This is a genomic window from Marinobacter sp. BW6 (genome assembly GCF_008107725.1).
Classification (GTDB): Bacteria; Pseudomonadota; Gammaproteobacteria; order Pseudomonadales; family Oleiphilaceae; genus Marinobacter.
Window position 1 is genome coordinate 1639586 of record NZ_VIRN01000064.1, and the last position, 16153, is coordinate 1655738.

Below are 16153 nucleotides of genomic sequence, written 5' to 3' on the forward strand. Positions count from 1 at the left end.
TTGTCGCTCAGCCTTGCTGCCAGGTTACAGCCTCAGAGCTCCATCCACCTCAAGCATCCGCCCGGACATATAGTCGTTCTCAAAGATGAACGCGGCGGCCGATGCAATCTCTTCCGGCTTGCCCATGCGCTTCAGCGGAATGCCGGCGGTCATTTTTTCCAGGGCTTCCGGCTTCATGGAGGCGGTCATTTCGGTTTCGATAAACCCGGGGGCGATACCGGCGCAGCGGATGCCGTAGCGGGCGAGTTCCTTGGCCCAGACCGGAACCAGGGCGGAGACGCCGGCTTTGGCGGCGGAATAGTTACTCTGGCCCATGTTGCCGGCACGGGAGATGGAGGCGATGTTGATGATCGCGCCCTGGTCGCCGTTCTTGATCATCTGGGTCGCAGCTTCGCGGCCGCAGAGGAACACACCGGTGAGGTTGACGTCGATAACCGCCTGCCATTGGGACAGCTCCATGCGGCGCTCAACTTCGCCATCCTTCACTTTGACCATCAGGCCGTCCCGGAGGATACCGGCGTTGTTGATCAGGCCATTGAGGTGGCCGAAGTCCTTTACGATGGCTTCAAAGGTTTGTTCTACCTCTTCTTCTTTGGCCACGTTGCAGACGTAGGCTCTGGCCTCGGAGCCCGCGGCCACGCAGGCGGTGACGGCTTCATCCAGCTTCTCCGGCATCAGGTCGATCAGCGCGACTTTTGCGCCTCTGGCGGCAAGGTATTCGCCCATGGCACGGCCAAGGCCCTGGCCGCCGCCGGTAATTGCAATCACAGAATCTTGAAGTTTCATGTTTTGCCCTAACTACTGTATCAGGTGGTTTTACGGTTGCTGTGCGTCTGTGCGGTTATTTTTGTGCGCGGAGTATATCAAATACGACTATGGTGGGGTTTTATCCTTGTCGGGTTAGCGAAGCGTAGCCCGACAAGATCCGAAACAATGGAGGCACTTTGTCCGTTTTCCTTTTTCTCTTCATTATCATGCCTATCGCCGAGATGGCGGTATTGATCCAGGTGGGTGGCATGATTGGTGTGCTTAATACCGTCGGGCTGGTGTTGTTGACTGCCGTTATCGGTGCCTGGCTCCTTCGCCAGCAGGGTCTGGCAACGCTGTTGAGAGCCAATCAGCGGCTGAACAGTGGTGAATTGCCTGCCAAAGAGGTCGCCGAGGGGCTGATTCTGGCCGTTGGCGGTGCCTTGTTGCTGACGCCGGGCTTTATTACCGATACCGTCGGCTTTCTGTGTCTTATTCCCGGAACCCGTCACTGGCTGGCAGCCCAGGCACTCAAGCGCATGGTTGTGGCTGGGCAAAGCCGGAGTCAGGGCTTTTATTTCCGTGCCGGTGGCGGGTCCAATCCGTTCGGGCAGGATCCGTTTGGTGGCCGGGAAAACCCGTTTGGCCACCAGCGTCCGTTTGACCGTGACAGTAACGGCGACATCATCGAAGGTGAATACCAGGACGAGACCGAATCCGATCGGGACCGGATCGAAAAAAAGTGAAAATTTTTCTCTCCGGGGTGTTGAAAACACCTACCTGCTACCCCAAATAGAAACCACAAGTTCGCTGCGGGCTGATTTCCACTGAAAACAGTTGGTTATCCAGCCGGGCAATTTGTCGGATCAGGCTTTGCTGATTCGACTTACATCAACAATGTCATTGCCACATTAATCTGACTATTGGAGAAACCGAGCAATGAAAATTCGTCCGCTACACGATCGTGTTGTCGTGCGCCGTAAGGAAGAAGAAGAGAAAACTGCGGGTGGCATCGTGCTGCCGGGTAACGCTAAAGAGAAGCCCTCCCAGGGCGAGGTGATTGCCGTAGGTAACGGTCGCATCCTGGAAAACGGCGAAACCCGCTCTCTGGCGGTCAAGGTGGGAGACACCGTGGTCTTCGGTCAGTATGCCGGTAACACCGTCAAGATTGACGGCGAAGAGCTCCTCATCATGAGCGAGAGCGACATCTACGGCGTGCTTGAGTGATCGCTGAGGCGAATCGCACGAACTCTCATTAATCCGATTGATTCAACGACTTCGGTTTAACGAACAGGAATAGAAGACATGGCAGCAAAAGACGTTAAATTCGGTGATAGCGCACGTAAGCGCATGGTCGCAGGCGTCAACGTACTGGCAGACGCGGTTAGAGTGACCCTCGGCCCCAAAGGTCGCAACGTGGTTCTGGAAAAGTCCTTCGGCGCGCCGACCATCACCAAAGATGGTGTTTCCGTCGCCAAGGAAATCGAACTGTCTGACAAGTTCGAGAACATGGGCGCCCAGATGGTGAAAGAAGTGGCTTCCCAGGCCAACGACACGGCTGGTGACGGCACGACCACTGCAACCGTTCTGGCCCAGTCCATCGTTAACGAGGGCGTGAAGGCTGTTACTGCCGGCATGAACCCGATGGATCTGAAGCGCGGCATCGACAAGGCCACTACAGAAGCTGTGAAGGCGATCCGCGAGATGGCCAAGCCGTGCGACGACAGCAAGATGATTGCCCAGGTCGGCACCATCTCCGCCAATGGCGACGAGACCATCGGTAAGATCATTGCCGATGCGATGCAGAAAGTTGGCAAGGAAGGCGTCATTACTGTTGAAGAAGGCCGTGGCCTGGAAGACGAGCTGGACGTTGTTGAAGGTATGCAGTTCGACCGTGGCTTCCTGTCTCCGTACTTCATCAACAACCAGGACAACATGTCCGCCGAGCTGGAAGACCCGTACATCCTGCTGGTAGACAAGAAGATCTCCAACATCCGCGAATTGCTGCCGGTGCTGGAATCTGTTGCCAAGGCTGGCAAGCCGCTGCAGATCATCGCTGAAGATATCGAAGGCGAAGCGCTTGCTACTCTGGTAGTGAACAACATGCGTGGCATCGTGAAAGTCAACGCCGTTAAAGCGCCTGGCTTTGGTGATCGTCGCAAGGAAATGCTGCAGGACATCGCGATCCTGTCCGGTGGTACCGTAATTTCTGAAGAAGTCGGCCTGACTCTTGAGAACACCACCCTGGATGATCTTGGCACAGCCAAGCGCGTTAACGTCACCAAGGAAAACACCACCATCATCGGCGGTGCTGGTGCACAGGCGGACATTGAAGCTCGCGTTGAGCAGATCCGCAAGCAGATCGAGGACAGCTCTTCCGATTACGACAAGGAAAAGCTGCAGGAGCGTGTTGCCAAGCTGGCTGGCGGTGTTGCCGTGATCAAGGTTGGTGCCGGTTCCGAAGTGGAAATGAAAGAGAAGAAGGCCCGTGTTGAAGACGCGCTGCACTCTACCCGCGCTGCGGTTGAAGAGGGCATCGTTCCGGGCGGTGGTGTTACCCTGATCCGTGCCATCGCGGCTCTGGACAAGGTAGACGCTATCAACGAAGAGCAGAAAGCCGGTGTGAACATCCTGCGCCGTGCCATGGAAGCTCCGCTGCGTCAGATCGTATACAACGCAGGCGGTGAGTCCTCTGTCGTGGTTGCCAAGGTTCGCGACGGCGAAGGCTCCTTCGGCTACAACGCTGCTACCGAAGCCTATGGCGACATGCTGGAGATGGGTATCCTGGATCCTGCCAAGGTGACCCGTTCCGCGCTGCAGGCCGCTGCTTCTGTGGCTTCCCTGATCATCACCACCGAGGCGATGGTTGCGGACGAGCCGCAGGAAGAGTCTGCCGGCGGCGGTATGCCGGACATGGGCGGCATGGGCGGCATGGGAGGCATGGGCGGCATGATGTAATGCCTGCCTGAAGCCCCGCCACGCTTCTGGTCAGATTTATTAGAAGCGTGGTCCGCTTGATCACCAAAACCCCGCGTTGGTTCACGCTAACGCGGGGTTTTTGTTTTTTTGTCATGAACTTGCCCTATGCCTTTGCTAGACTCGGCCTCCGGTCCATTAACTATGCAACGCTGAATGAGTGACGCTGAACCCAAATCCTTTCTTCGCCCCGGCAAGGTATTTCTGCTTCTGCTGCTGGGCGTTCTGGTTTATCTGCTGTCACTGGTATTTCTTGTACCTGCCGGATGGGTCTGGCAGCAGGCCTCTGCCCATGTGCCTTTGCCTCCTCAAGTGCAGGTTCGACAGGTCGCCGGCAAACTCTGGGATGGAGAAGCCGGGGTTGTCGTTGCCGGTTTTCCGCTGCGTGTCGAGTGGCAACTTGATATGCCCTCTGTTATCGACCTCGAATGGCCAGCCAGAATGTCTGTCGAATCGTCACAATCCTCGCTCAACGGTAATGTTACGATCGGTTGGCCCGCCAGCGCTCAGCTGGATGCCAATGGCCGGGTCATGGTGGCCGAGTTTGAAGACCTGATCCGGCAGAGCGGCGGTGCAATGATCGAAGGGGAGGTCATGATTGACCGGCTGAACATGACCTGGGCCGATAACCGGGTTACCCGGGCCGAAGGTCTGGGGCGCTGGGAAGGCGGCCTGGTGACCTGGCCAATGGGAGATCAGCGGGGGCAGGCAGAGTTTCCTCCCATGCAGGCGACCATGGACACCACCCAGGGTGGTGTTGCTTTGAGCGTGTCCGAGCAAGGAGGGCAGGGACCGGCGGCGGATGCGACGGTAACGTGGAACGGAATGATGGAGCTGCGTGTCTACAAGCGCATGGTGGATCTTGCCGGTCAGCCCTGGCCGGATTCTGCCAACCCCGGAGATGTGGTGTTCCGGGTACGACAGCCTCTCGTACCGGGGGCGCGATAATATGGCGCTGTTGAGTATTCCGGCCCAGAGCCGGATTTCCCGGATACTGGCGAACCTGTTGCTGCTGGTGCTGGTGGTTTATCTGGCTGTTACTCTCGCCCGGATGACCTGGCTGTTGGCCTGGGACGACAGGCCGGTTCCCAGCGCGCCGTCTGCAAACGGCACCGGAAACATGGCTGGGGGCAGTCGCGTGAATGCCTCCATGGCTGTGTACGATTTTTTCGGCCGTTCGGAGCGACCGGTTGAGGTGGCGGAAGCCGTTCGCCGCTCGGCTCCGGAGACCCGCCTCAGGCTTCGGCTGGAAGGAGTACTGGTAGCACAGCGCCCGGAGGACTCCGGTGCTATAGTTGCTGGAAGTAATGGTGAGACAGCTTATTACCGGGTCGGAGAAATGTTGCCCGGCAATGCAAAGCTGGCGGAAGTGGAACCCGGGCGCATACTGATTCGTCGGGGTGGGCGATACGAATCCCTGACTTTCGAGGAACAGTCGTCTGAACTGGTTGCAGAAGTGACCACCGAGCCGGCAGAATCATCACCGGATGAGTTCCTGGCCAGCGCCCGCGAACAGATTGACAGTCAGGGCATTGCCGCATTGGCACCTTTCGGATTGAGTCCGGTGGATGACAGCGGCATGTCCGGCTATGTATACGACGGCTCTAATGCCATGCTGAATGCCGTTAACCTGCAGGCCGGTGACGTGATAACCGCCATCAACGGCCAGCGACTCGGTGATATCAGTCAGGACAAGGCTCTGCTCGAGAACTGGCGCGGCCAGGCCCAGCTGGAGATAGAAATAGAGCGTGACGGATCCATCCTCACCATCAGTTATGCCATACCCGAACAGTGGCGCTGATCGGGTTCATTGAAACAGGACGAAAACGCCAGATGTATAACCACAAGACCAATCTTTTGCGGGCCATTGTCCTGCTTGTCCTCCTTCCCTTTATGTCCATGGCGCATGGCCAGGAAGCCGAGACATGGCGACTGAATCTCAAAGACGCCGATATTCGCGCCTTTGTGACCCAGGTGGCCGATATTACCGGCTACAGTTTTGTGGTGGATCCGAGGGTGAAGGGCAAGGTAACCGTGCTATCGAGCGCACCCATGAACAAGGATGAGATTTACGACCTGTTCCTGGCGGTTCTGAATGTTCACGGTTTTACCGCCATTCCTGGCGAAGAAGTGATCAAGGTAGTGCAGCAGGTTGACGCCAAGCAGTCGGCAGAATCCCTGGAGCGGTTTCCAGAAACCCCCTCCGAGCAGCTGATTACCCGGGTTATCCAGATCGACAACGCCAACGCCCTGGAGCTGGTGCCGATTTTGCGCCCACTGGTGGCGAAGTATGGTCACCTGGCCGGTGTGGCCGCTGCTAACGCGCTGATCATCAGCGATCATTCCTCAAACATTCGGCGTATCGAGCAGATTGTCCGGGAGCTGGATAGCCCGTCAAAATACGAAGTGGAAGTCATCCAGCTTCAGGAAGCCTGGGTGGGCGATATGGTTACTCTGCTGCAGGAGCTGGCCCCGGATGAACTGGGTCGAGCCGGCGGCGACAACGCTGCCAGAAAATACAGCGTAACCGCCGATGAGCGCAGTAACCGGCTCATTCTGCGGGGCGATGAGACCTTCCGGGACAAGATGCGTGGCCTCATCCGGCAACTGGATCAGCCTTCGGCGACCGGTGGCACCACCAAGGTCCTGAGGCTGAAACACGCTGATGCCAAAAACCTGACTGAGATTCTCAAGGGTGTCATGGGCGAGCTCGTTAAAGAGGGCACGGGTTCGGGGGGCACAGGCGGTGCCAAACCGCAGAGCAGCTTTGCCGTGTTTGCGGATGAGGGGCTGAACGCGCTGGTGGTTCGCGGTGAGCCGTCTCTCATGCAGGAAGCCGAACAGATTGTTGCAGCTCTGGATGTACGTCGTGCCCAGGTCATGATTGAGGCAGCCATTGTAGAGATCAGTGACGAACTGGGCCAGGATCTGGGCGTCCAGGTTGCTGTGGCTGACGAGTCTGGTGAATCCACGCCGGTGATCGGTTCCAACTTTGGTAATGTGGGCCGCAGCCTCGGCGAGGTGCTGAGCGCAATTCTGACCGGCTCAGCTATTACACCTGCCACCGGCGGCATCACGGTCGGCGCCGGCCAACGAAACGAGAATGGTGTGAGTTGGGGGATTCTCCTGCAGGCGCTTTCTACCTCGGCGGCTGCAAACCTTCTCTCCACGCCCAGCATCATTACCCTGGATAACCAGGAGTCGGAAATTATCGTGGGCCAGAACGTGCCGTTCCGCACCGGCCAGTCCACGGTCACCGGCGATGGCACGACCAACCCGTTTACCACCATCGAGCGTCGTGATATCGGTCTGACCCTGAAGGTTACCCCGACCATCAGCGCCGATGGCCTGGTGCGCCTGGTTGTGGAGCAGACCACGGAGAGCGTGGCAGACAGTATCGAGAATGCCTCGGATATCGTCACCAACAAGCGTGAAATCAAGACCACGGTGCTTGCAGATGATGGTGAGACCATCGTCCTGGGCGGTTTGACCCGGGATGATTATCAGGTCAACAAGAGCAAAGTGCCTCTGTTGGGTGACATTCCGTTTATCGGACGCCTGTTCTCCTCGGAGTCGGAGCGTCGGGTAAAGCGTAACCTTCTGGTGTTCCTGCGCCCGAAAATCATGTTGGGCAAGGAGGAGGCCGTTGCAGCCACCTCCGACAAGTTCAATCAGCTATGGGATGTGAATCTGAACATCCGTGAAAAGCTGGGTATCCCGACGGAAGAGCAGCGTCCGACCGTGGATGCGCTGTTTGAAGACGGGAGTGCCCGGGTCCAGTAAGTCCTCAAACAGCCAGTGGCGGCATCGGACAGTCCATCTGGTCCGCCACCAGGCGCATCAGTTCATACTCCCGGGTTTCCACTTTGCCGTCGCGGGTGATGCAGTGCCCGCAGGCATCAATGATCGCCGGTTTCAGCAGAGGCGAGAGGCCGTTCAGCGCGGTCAATGCCTCCCGCAGCTGGCGCATGGTGACTTTCTCCAGAACCGGTTCAACAGCATCCCTCGCATTCATGAACCCTGCCATGGCTTCTCGATACAGTTTTTCGGCGTCAGCCTGGGACCCAGAGCCAGCCCTTGCCATCAGGCTCAGGAGGCGCTGCAGGGCCGGCATGACCGGTTTGTAGCTCTTGTAGCGGACCGGTACCACTCGTGCTGCCTCATCACCCAGATGACGGGATAGGAAGCTTGTCAGGGCTAGTTCGAACAGGGTAACCCGGTTATCCGCTGCGACCAGTTTCTGGACATTGGTGATCAGCATCTCCCGTTCTTCCGGGTCCAGTTTGCGCAGAGCCGGCATGGCGAGCTCCAGGGCAGGGAAGCGGACGCCATCACCAATGGTTTTCAGGGCTGGCAGCAGTTTCTCCAGCAGATCCGGCTGGCTGCCCAATACCGGGTGCGCCGGCAGGAGGCTCAGTCGTTCCGTTTGCTGTGGTCGCGGCAGTTCACTGATCAGCATGGCATAGCAAAGCTGTGCGGCCCCGGCCCGGGTGTACAGGAGGTTTCGGAAGGTGGCCGGCAGGCGCTTCAGGAAGCGCATTGCGAAATCTTCGCTTTGCCGGTTGATTGTCCCGACCTGATCGGAAAATTTCCGGGCCGGCTTTAGGCTCTTCTCTGGGCTGGATGCGAGCGGTGAGGTTCTCCCGCTCCTGCCTGTGACCGGTCCGAGGATGTCGGCTGCCGCGCCGGTAAATCCCGAGGCCCCGGCTTCTGGAGCTGGTCCGGAACCACGGTAAAGGTCGGCACCCGGCTCGGTATCCCGAAGCCGGCTGCGCAATCTGGCCAGCATGCCCGGCTGAATGGCATCGATTCGCTCGTCAATCGGCGGATGGGACGCCAGCAGTGAGGTAAACTTCATCCGGGCACTCTCGCCAAAGCACATGTGATTCATGTCACTGGCGTGGCTGGTGGTGTCCAGGAAGCCGCCCTTCATGCCGATCTTGAACAGGGCACCGGCAATGCCTTCCGGGTTGCGGGTGAATTGCACCGAGGAGGCATCTGCCAGCATCTCCCGCTGCCTGGACACCGCCGCCTGTATGAGCCGGCCAAAGAAAACGCCTACATAGCCGATTACGAACAGGGCGAGGCCGATAATACCCATAGCCGCCTGGGCCCGCCCGTCCCGTGACCTTCCGACGCGATGGCCACGGTAAAAGGATGCTCGGAGCAGAAAACCACCTATCTGGCCAATCATCAGGATGCCGGCAAGCAGGGCAATGAGCCGGACATTCAACCGCATGTCGCCGTTGAAAATGTGGCTGAATTCGTGGGCAACCACGCCCTGGAGCTCGTCCCGGGAAAGCTGGGTGATGGCACCGTGGGTGACGACCATGACGGCTTCGCCGGGCGTATAACCGGCCACAAAGGCATTGATGCCGGTTTCCTGGTCCATCACATAGAGTTCCGGGACCGAAACACCGCTGGCAATGGCCATTTCCTCGACAATGTTGCGCAGTTTGCGTTCGTCACTGTCCCGGGTATCAGGATCAATCGGGCGCGCGCCAACCATTTTGGCAACCCGGTCCCCGCCGCCGGCCAGGTCGACCCAGCGGAGCAGCGAGCCCAAAACAATCAGTGTGACAACCGTAACGGCCGTCAGAAGGCCATGATTGGAGAGCAGCCAGTGATGGAAGGCGAGACCGGACGATTCGCTGCGGGTCACGAAATAACCCACCAGGCAGACGGCGAGTGTAATAAACGCCACTGCCGTCAGGAACAGGAAGACGAGCAGGCTGGTGTTGCGCCGGGCATGGGCCTGGCGCTGAAAGAAACCGGGATGAGCCATACCTCAGGGCCTCAGAAGGCCACTTTCGGTGCCTGGCGGGCTTCCGGTGATTCCAGTTCCAGTTGCGCGGTTTCCTTGAAGGCAAACATCCCGGCAATGACGTTGTTGGGGAACTGCTCCCGGAAAATGTTGTAGCTCATTACGCCGTCATTATAGGCCTGGCGAGCAAAGGCGACGCGATTCTCGGTGCTGGACAGTTCCTCCATCAACTGCTGGATGGTTTCGTTGGCCTTGAGCTCCGGGTAGTTCTCCGCCACGGCGTAAAAATTGGCAAGGGCCTTGGTCAGCAGGTTTTCGGCACTGCCCAGGCGCTGGATCTTGGTTCCGTCACCGGGATCTTTGGCCGCATCTTTCTGGGCGCTAACCGCGTTGTTACGGGCTTCCATCACCTGGGTGAGGGTGCTTTTCTCATGGGTCAGGTAGGCCTTCGCTGCTTCCACCAGGTTGGGAATCAGGTCGTGCCGGCGCTGCAGCTGGACATCAATCTGGGCGAACCCGTTCTTGAACTGATTGCGCAGTGAAACCAGGCGGTTATAGATAAAGACCAGGTAGAAAACAACGACGGCAATGACGATCAGGCCGATAACGGTAGTTCCCATGGCAACTCCTCAGGGTAATGGATGGGTCAGGCGTTATTTTCCACGATTTGCTCGTGGAAACCTTTTACGAAGGTCTCAAACTCACGAGGCGGCAATGGTTTGCTGAAGAAATAGCCCTGGGCCAGCTGGCAGCCGCGCTGACTCAGGTAGTATTCCTGTTCCGCCGTTTCCACACCTTCAGCAACCACTGACAGATTCAGACTCTTGCCAAGATCGATGATGGTGTTGGCAATTCGGGTGTCTTCCTCGTTGACCAGCAGGTCCCGGATAAACTGTTTGTCGATCTTCAGATGCTGGACTGGCATCTGTTTGAGGTAGGTGAGGGACGAGTAGCCGGTGCCGAAGTCGTCCACTGCGATGCTGATGCCCGCCTTGTTAAGCCTGTGGAGCTTGGCCACCGCGTCTGAAAGGTTGGTCATGAAGCTGGTTTCGGTCACCTCAAGCTCCAGTCGCCCGGCAGGAATCTTGTGTCGTCGAAGGGTATCGAGAACGTCATCGACGATGGTTTCCTGGCGAAGCTGAACGGCTGAGAGGTTAACAGCAATGCGCAGCGGGGAACCATCCGATGCCCAGCGTGCCGCCTGCCAGCAGGCCTGGTCCAGAACCCATTGGCCGATCTCAACGATGGAGCCATTGGCTTCGGCCACCGGAATGAAAAAGTCGGGGGGAACCGTGCCACGCGTCGGGTGCTCCCAGCGCAGCAGCGCTTCGGCCCCGATCACCCGTTTACTCTCAAGATTGATCTGGGGCTGGTAAACCAGGTGCAGCTGGTGGTTGGAGAGTGCCTGGGAAAGATCTTTTTCCAGTTGTTTCCGATCCCGGATTTCCTGATCAATGCTGGCAACGTAAAACTGGAAGTGGTTATGGCCGTTCTGTTTGGCCAGGGTCATTGTCTGTTCGGCACTTTGAAGCAGCCGGTCCGCCTGATTGGTGTCTGAGGGGTACAGCGCGACTCCCAGGGTGGCGCTCATCGAGATACTCTGATCTTCAACAAGCATGGGCTCGCTGATACAGGCCAGAACTCGCTCAGCCGTGTCTGCTGCCTGGAACCCGTCCCGGAGTCCTTTCTGAACGATCACGAACTGATCGCTGCCAAGACGTGCAATGGTGAAGCGGGCATTATCCAGTTTGCTGGTTAGCCGATCGGCGACCGTCTGCAGAATAAGATCGCCAGAGCGGAAACCGCATTGCTCGTTCACCGACTTGAAGTCGTCGATGCCGCAGACAATCAGGGACAGCTGTGAATTGCGTTTGTTGGCCTCCTCAATGTCCCGCAGCAGCAGCTCCATGAAGGTATCCCGACTGGGTAGGCCGGTGAGCTGATCGTAGCGGGACAGGCGGCTCACTCGATCCTCTGCCTCGCGATGGCGCTTCTGGCTGTCACCAATGGCGACCAGCAGATTATTGGTGGCGTTTACCCAGAGGCCAAGCTCGTCGCTCTGGTGGCCGGATGGGATGGTGACCAGGCGGTCATCCGGGTGGGCAGGATCCACCTGCCTCACGGAATTGACAATTCTGAGGAGGGGGCGCGTCAGCAGCAGGTGGAATACAAAGAACAACACCATCCCGAGAATGAGTGCCGTCGCGATACCGGAAGCAAAGGTGACGGCAGCCCTGTCCAGCCAGGTACGGGCGGCGGCTGCCGTGTCGTAGTGAACATCGAGGAAGCCGTAGACGTCTTCCGGGCTGCCCTCGCGGAACAGTGGTTCCCTGTAGATGCGCTCGGCGTCGAAAATCGGATCGGTCACCGGACGGAAGGCGGTTTCCTGGAGTGGGCGGCTGCGATTGCCCAGCGGGTCGCCATCGGGGTGGACAATGCGGGCCATATGAACCGCTTCCTTGGCAAAGAGTCCGTCCACCACTTGTTGGGCGAGTTCGGCATCAATGCTGAACACGGCCTGCGTGGCGGCGTCTTTTACCATCGCGATTGTCTGCTCGGCGTCATTGTCCAGACCCAGAGACACGCGTTGGGCATCCAGGATGACCTGTATGGTGCTGACAATGACACCACTGACGAGGGCCACGGCAAGAATCCACCGTAAGATTCGGTAGCCCAGGCGATGTTCAACCTCGAAGGAGTTATGCATTCAAGCCTGTCTTATTCCGGTTATGCAGGACGATCGTTCCGCATTGTTCAGGGCGAAAGTGTCGCACTTCGGGCGATGTGGTTGGGGTCTCACCCTGATTGTTGTTCCCAAGTATGGTTCAGGTTCCGGATATCTTCATGGATTATCGGCAATTTTTCCAAAGATTTCAGAGCGCGGTTGTATCAAATTGTAATTGTCTGGGTATGACAGACACAAAAACGCCCGCCAGAGGCGGGCGTTTCAACACAGTCCTTGAGGACTCTGTCTGGAAGCGGAGCTTCGATCAGGCCAGGTTTTCGTTTACGAAATCCCAGTTGACCAGATTCCAGAAAGCTTCCAGGTAGTTCGGACGGGAGTTGCGGTAGTCGATGTAGTACGCGTGCTCCCAGACGTCGACCGTCAGTACCGGCTTGTCGGCACCGGTCAGCGGCGTTTCAGCATTGCTGGTATTAACGATGCCAACACTGCCATCCGATTTTTTCACCAGCCAGGTCCAGCCAGAACCGAAGTTGTTGGCGGCCTTGTCGTTGAATTCTTTCTTGAAGTCATCAAAAGAACCGAACGCCTTCTCGATGGCTTCTTTCGCAGCGCCGGTCGGCTCGCCGCCGCCATTCGGGCTCAGGCAATGCCAGTAGAAGGTGTGGTTCCAGACCTGTGCGGCGTTGTTGAACAGCGGGCCGCTGGCGCTCTTGATGATGTCTTCAAGAGACTTGTTGGCGTTGTCAGTACCTTCGATCAGACCATTGAGCTTGGTGACGTAGGTGTTGTGATGCTTGCCGTAATGGTACTCAAGGGTTTCCTGAGAGATGTGCGGTTCCAGTGCGTTCTTTTCATAAGGCAGTGCGGGAAGTTCAAATGCCATGAGGTCGTTCTCCCTGTCTCTCTGTTTATGTTGATGTACGTAAGCCCAATATAGGGTCGATTTGAGTCAGATCAACCCCTTGGTGCTAAAGAACTTTTAAACTCGGGGCTGCCAGGCAGGAACTGCGCGCAGTTCTTTACCCGCCACACCAGTTCTTCGTAGCTGTCCGCCAGTATGTTCACATGGCCCAGCTTCCGGCCCGGACGTTCCCCTTTATTATAGAGGTGAACATGGGCATAGGGCAGTTCGAGGATCCGCTCAATATCGCCATGCTCGCCGATGATATTGATCATGCAGCTTACGCCACGGGGCGCGACATTCCCAAGAGGGTGCCCGCTGACGGCTCGGATGTGGTTCTCGAACTGGCTGGTCATCGCGCCTTCGATGGTCCAGTGCCCGGAATTGTGAACCCTCGGAGCCATTTCGTTGGCGACCAGGCCATTGGCAGTCTCGAATAGCTCCAGTGTTAATACGCCGACATAGTCCAACTCGTTCAGTAGCGCCTTGATGTAACGCTCTGCATCTTCCTGAACATGTTTTTCGAGTTTTGGTGCTGGAGCAATCGAGTAACGCAGAATCCCCTCGTGGTGGGTGTTCTCCGCCATCGGGTAGAACGCCAGGTCCCCGTCCTCAGCGCGCACGGCGATCATTGATACTTCCCGATGGAAGTCGACAAACTTTTCCACGATCAGGCGGGGGTGGCCGATAGACGCCCAGGCAGCCTCGGCGTCTTCCGGACTCCTCAGAACAGCCTGGCCCTTGCCGTCGTAACCTTCGGTGTTGGACTTCGCCACCACCGGACAGCCAAGTTCCTCTGCGGCGGCTTTCAATGAGGCGGCGCTGTCAGCAATTCTCCATTCTGGTGTCGGGATGCCTAGCTGGCCGAAAAGGGTTTTCTCCGCTTCCCGGTTCTGGCACACCTGCAATGCCCGCGGGCAGGGGTGAACGGGTTTGTGGGCGGCGATTTTCTCGGCCACGTCTACCGGTAGGTGTTCGAACTCATAGGTAACCCGGTCGACGCGGGATAGGAAGTCATCGAGGTATTCGCCCTCGCGGTCGATAATCACTTCACCGAGCCCGGCACTGGGGCTGCCTGACATGTCATAGAAAACAAAGGTCTTGGCCAGTGGGTATCCGGCCAGTGCCAGCATTCGTCCCAGTTGGCCGGCGCCCAGTACACCAATTCTCATTCGTGTTCTCCTGCCTGTTACTGGTCCCGAGGATCAGGATTGTCCAGAATCGTTTCGGTCTGTGTTGCTCGGAACTGTTCCACCGCTTCACGGACATTGTCGTCGGAGGTGCCGATAATCTGTGCTGCAAGGAGGCCAGCGTTGGTGGCTCCGGCTTTGCCGATGGCCAGGGTGCCGACAGCGATGCCGCCTGGCATCTGGACGATGGACAGCAAAGAATCCAGGCCATTCAGAGCTTTGGATTGAACAGGTACTCCCAGAACCGGCAGGGCGGTTTGCGAGGCAACCATGCCCGGCAGGTGAGCTGCGCCGCCGGCGCCCGCGATAATGACTTTCAGGCCGCGGTCAGCCGCGGTTTTGGCGTAGTCAAACAGCAGATCCGGGGTGCGGTGGGCTGAGACGACTTTGGTTTCATAGGCCACGCCGAGTTTTTCGAGCATGTTGGCGGCGTGTTCCATGGTGGGCCAGTCGGATTTGGAGCCCATGATGAGTCCTACAAGCGGCTGCATATGCAACAGTCCTGTGATAATTGGAAAGCCGGCCATTGTATGTTTTGCCTACTTACCATGCAAACTTATGGCTTCGGAGTAGGGCAGGATGGAGGCTCTTTCCGGAAAACGCTACGAGCACATCCATGTGGGCTTGGCTGAAGCCATCCATGGCTTCAGACATTTCCGGAAAGAGCCTCCATCCCGCCCCCTGACTCCATGCAAAAGTATGTATTGGCAAGGCTGCATTTTTACCTGCGGGTAAGTACAGGTATTATCGGACCTTATTGTTTTAACCGTCCATAGTCAGGAGCTGTAATGGAACCCATCCGTCCAGATGATGATGAGCTGAGGGCCGAACGACCGAGTGGTAGTGCCGAGCCGAAGAAGTTGGCAGAGAGAAAGCCCAGGCCATCTTCAAGTGGGAAAGGCGAACCGTCGGCGCCGGCGCAGCCTCCCAAAGGTGGCAAGGGCGGTAACGGGGGTAGCCGCGGCAGCTCGGCGATGCTGTGGGTGCTGTTGATTGTGCTGGCCGTGGCGGCGGGGGCTGGTTGGTATTCGCAGGAGCAGCGGGTTCAGGCGTTGGAAGGACAGCTCGAGGAGGCGGATTACTGGGCTCGGCAGAGTAAGCTGGCGTTGGCGCGGTTTGAGGGTGAGCTTTCGGAGACGGGCGAGAATCTGCAGGAACGGGGAGCGACTCTGGAGGAGCAGATAGCGGCGCACACGAAGCGGCTTGATACGGCGGACAGTGAGATTCGTAAGCTCTGGGTCATTGCCAATGAGCGCAACAAGAAACGTCTCGATGAGCAGCAGGAGCGGATCGCCGCGTTGGAAGCCGGCCTTGCGGAAGGCAAAAAGTCTATTGGCGCTCTTGAAACGTCGGTAGAGAAGGTTCGCTCGTCACTTTCTGAGGACATCGCGGCTCTGAAGCAGCAGACGGAGACGTCGATCACGGCGCTGCAGGATGCCAACCGGCAGGCAACGGATCAGTTGACGAAGCTCAGTCAGCAGCTAGCGGATGTGGATCAGGTAATCGAGAGCCGTATCCGGCGGTTTGAGCAGGAGCAAAAGCTTGGTATCAGCGGCATGGAAGGGCGGATTTCGGCCCTGGAGCGGGAGACGGATGAGCTGGCCGGCGATGGCCGGGTTCAGGCGCTGCGAAATGAGGTGGCCAGCCTCAAGAGAACGGTTGAGTCCATTGATTCCTCCCGTTCACAACTGACTTCCCGTCTCGTTCGGCTGTCTGAAGAGGTGAATCAGCTGCGGAGTCAGGTTAGCGGGCAGTAACTGGCCTGCAGGGCATTTGGTCCTTGGCATTTCGGGTTTTGTAACGGTTTGTAGCAATCCCTTGCGGTAGCTCTCATTTCTGGCGATTTGCAGTTGTTATGATCAGGCAACTCGCAATCAGGATGAAGAGTT

14 protein-coding genes are annotated in these 16153 nt (G+C 57.7%); 7 read left to right on the forward strand and 7 right to left on the reverse strand.

The features are described from left to right. Positions 1 to 24: 24 nt before the first annotated feature. Positions 25 to 786, reverse strand: coding sequence for an SDR family oxidoreductase (locus FMN52_RS16175; protein ID WP_148609591.1), 762 nt, complete (start codon positions 784 to 786; stop codon positions 25 to 27). A 158-nt stretch (positions 787 to 944) separates the two neighbouring features. On the opposite strand from FMN52_RS16175, the gene FMN52_RS16180 reads away from it, so the two are divergent. The 6 genes from FMN52_RS16180 to gspD all read left to right on the forward strand — a co-directional run bounded on the left by FMN52_RS16180 (position 945) and on the right by gspD (position 7506). Further along, a complete protein-coding gene (locus FMN52_RS16180) occupies positions 945 to 1493 on the forward strand; it encodes an FxsA family protein (protein WP_148609592.1) in 549 nt (182 codons plus the stop codon). A 193-nt stretch (positions 1494 to 1686) separates the two neighbouring features. After that, positions 1687 to 1974, forward strand: coding sequence for a co-chaperone GroES (groES, locus tag FMN52_RS16185; protein ID WP_008171363.1), 288 nt, complete (start codon positions 1687 to 1689; stop codon positions 1972 to 1974). 78 nt (positions 1975 to 2052) lie between these two features. After that, positions 2053 to 3705, forward strand: coding sequence for a chaperonin GroEL (groL, locus tag FMN52_RS16190; protein WP_088827708.1), 1653 nt, complete (start codon positions 2053 to 2055; stop codon positions 3703 to 3705). Positions 3706 to 3879: 174 nt separating this feature from the next. Next, positions 3880 to 4671, forward strand: coding sequence for a type II secretion system protein N (gspN, locus tag FMN52_RS16195; protein ID WP_148609593.1), 792 nt, complete (start codon positions 3880 to 3882; stop codon positions 4669 to 4671). A gap of 1 nt (position 4672) precedes the next feature. Beyond that, positions 4673 to 5524 carry a type II secretion system protein N gene (locus tag FMN52_RS16200; protein WP_148609594.1) on the forward strand — a complete coding sequence of 284 codons (852 nt, stop codon included), beginning with the start codon at positions 4673 to 4675 and terminating at the stop codon, positions 5522 to 5524. 32 nt (positions 5525 to 5556) lie between these two features. Then, positions 5557 to 7506, forward strand: coding sequence for a type II secretion system secretin GspD (gene gspD, locus FMN52_RS16205; RefSeq protein WP_148609595.1), 1950 nt, complete (start codon positions 5557 to 5559; stop codon positions 7504 to 7506). 4 nt (positions 7507 to 7510) lie between these two features. Here the strand turns inward: gspD and FMN52_RS16210 are convergent, their stop codons facing one another. From FMN52_RS16210 to purE, 6 genes are all read right to left on the reverse strand, one after another. Next, entirely contained in the window at positions 7511 to 9508 is a 1998-nt protein-coding gene (locus FMN52_RS16210) for a M48 family metallopeptidase (protein WP_148609596.1), read from the reverse strand. A gap of 11 nt (positions 9509 to 9519) precedes the next feature. Further along, positions 9520 to 10107, reverse strand: coding sequence for a LemA family protein (locus FMN52_RS16215; RefSeq protein ID WP_148609597.1), 588 nt, complete (start codon positions 10105 to 10107; stop codon positions 9520 to 9522). Positions 10108 to 10133: 26 nt separating this feature from the next. Beyond that, on the reverse strand, positions 10134 to 12194 hold the full coding sequence (locus FMN52_RS16220; RefSeq protein WP_148609598.1) for a GGDEF domain-containing phosphodiesterase: 2061 nt from the start codon (positions 12192 to 12194) through the stop codon (positions 10134 to 10136). A gap of 283 nt (positions 12195 to 12477) precedes the next feature. Next, positions 12478 to 13056 (reverse strand): superoxide dismutase [Fe], encoded by a 579-nt coding sequence (gene sodB / locus FMN52_RS16225; RefSeq protein ID WP_148609599.1) that lies wholly within the window; start codon positions 13054 to 13056, stop codon positions 12478 to 12480. Between the two features lie 71 nt (positions 13057 to 13127). Further along, the gene (locus FMN52_RS16230) at positions 13128 to 14246 is read right to left on the reverse strand and encodes a 5-(carboxyamino)imidazole ribonucleotide synthase (protein ID WP_148609600.1); all 1119 of its coding nucleotides are present in this window, start codon (positions 14244 to 14246) and stop codon (positions 13128 to 13130) included. A 17-nt stretch (positions 14247 to 14263) separates the two neighbouring features. Then, a complete protein-coding gene (purE, locus tag FMN52_RS16235; protein ID WP_148609601.1) occupies positions 14264 to 14755 on the reverse strand; it encodes a 5-(carboxyamino)imidazole ribonucleotide mutase in 492 nt (163 codons plus the stop codon). Positions 14756 to 15052: 297 nt separating this feature from the next. On the opposite strand from purE, the gene FMN52_RS16240 reads away from it, so the two are divergent. Beyond that, positions 15053 to 16021 carry a hypothetical protein gene (locus tag FMN52_RS16240; RefSeq protein WP_148609602.1) on the forward strand — a complete coding sequence of 323 codons (969 nt, stop codon included), beginning with the start codon at positions 15053 to 15055 and terminating at the stop codon, positions 16019 to 16021. Positions 16022 to 16153: the final 132 nt, after the last annotated feature.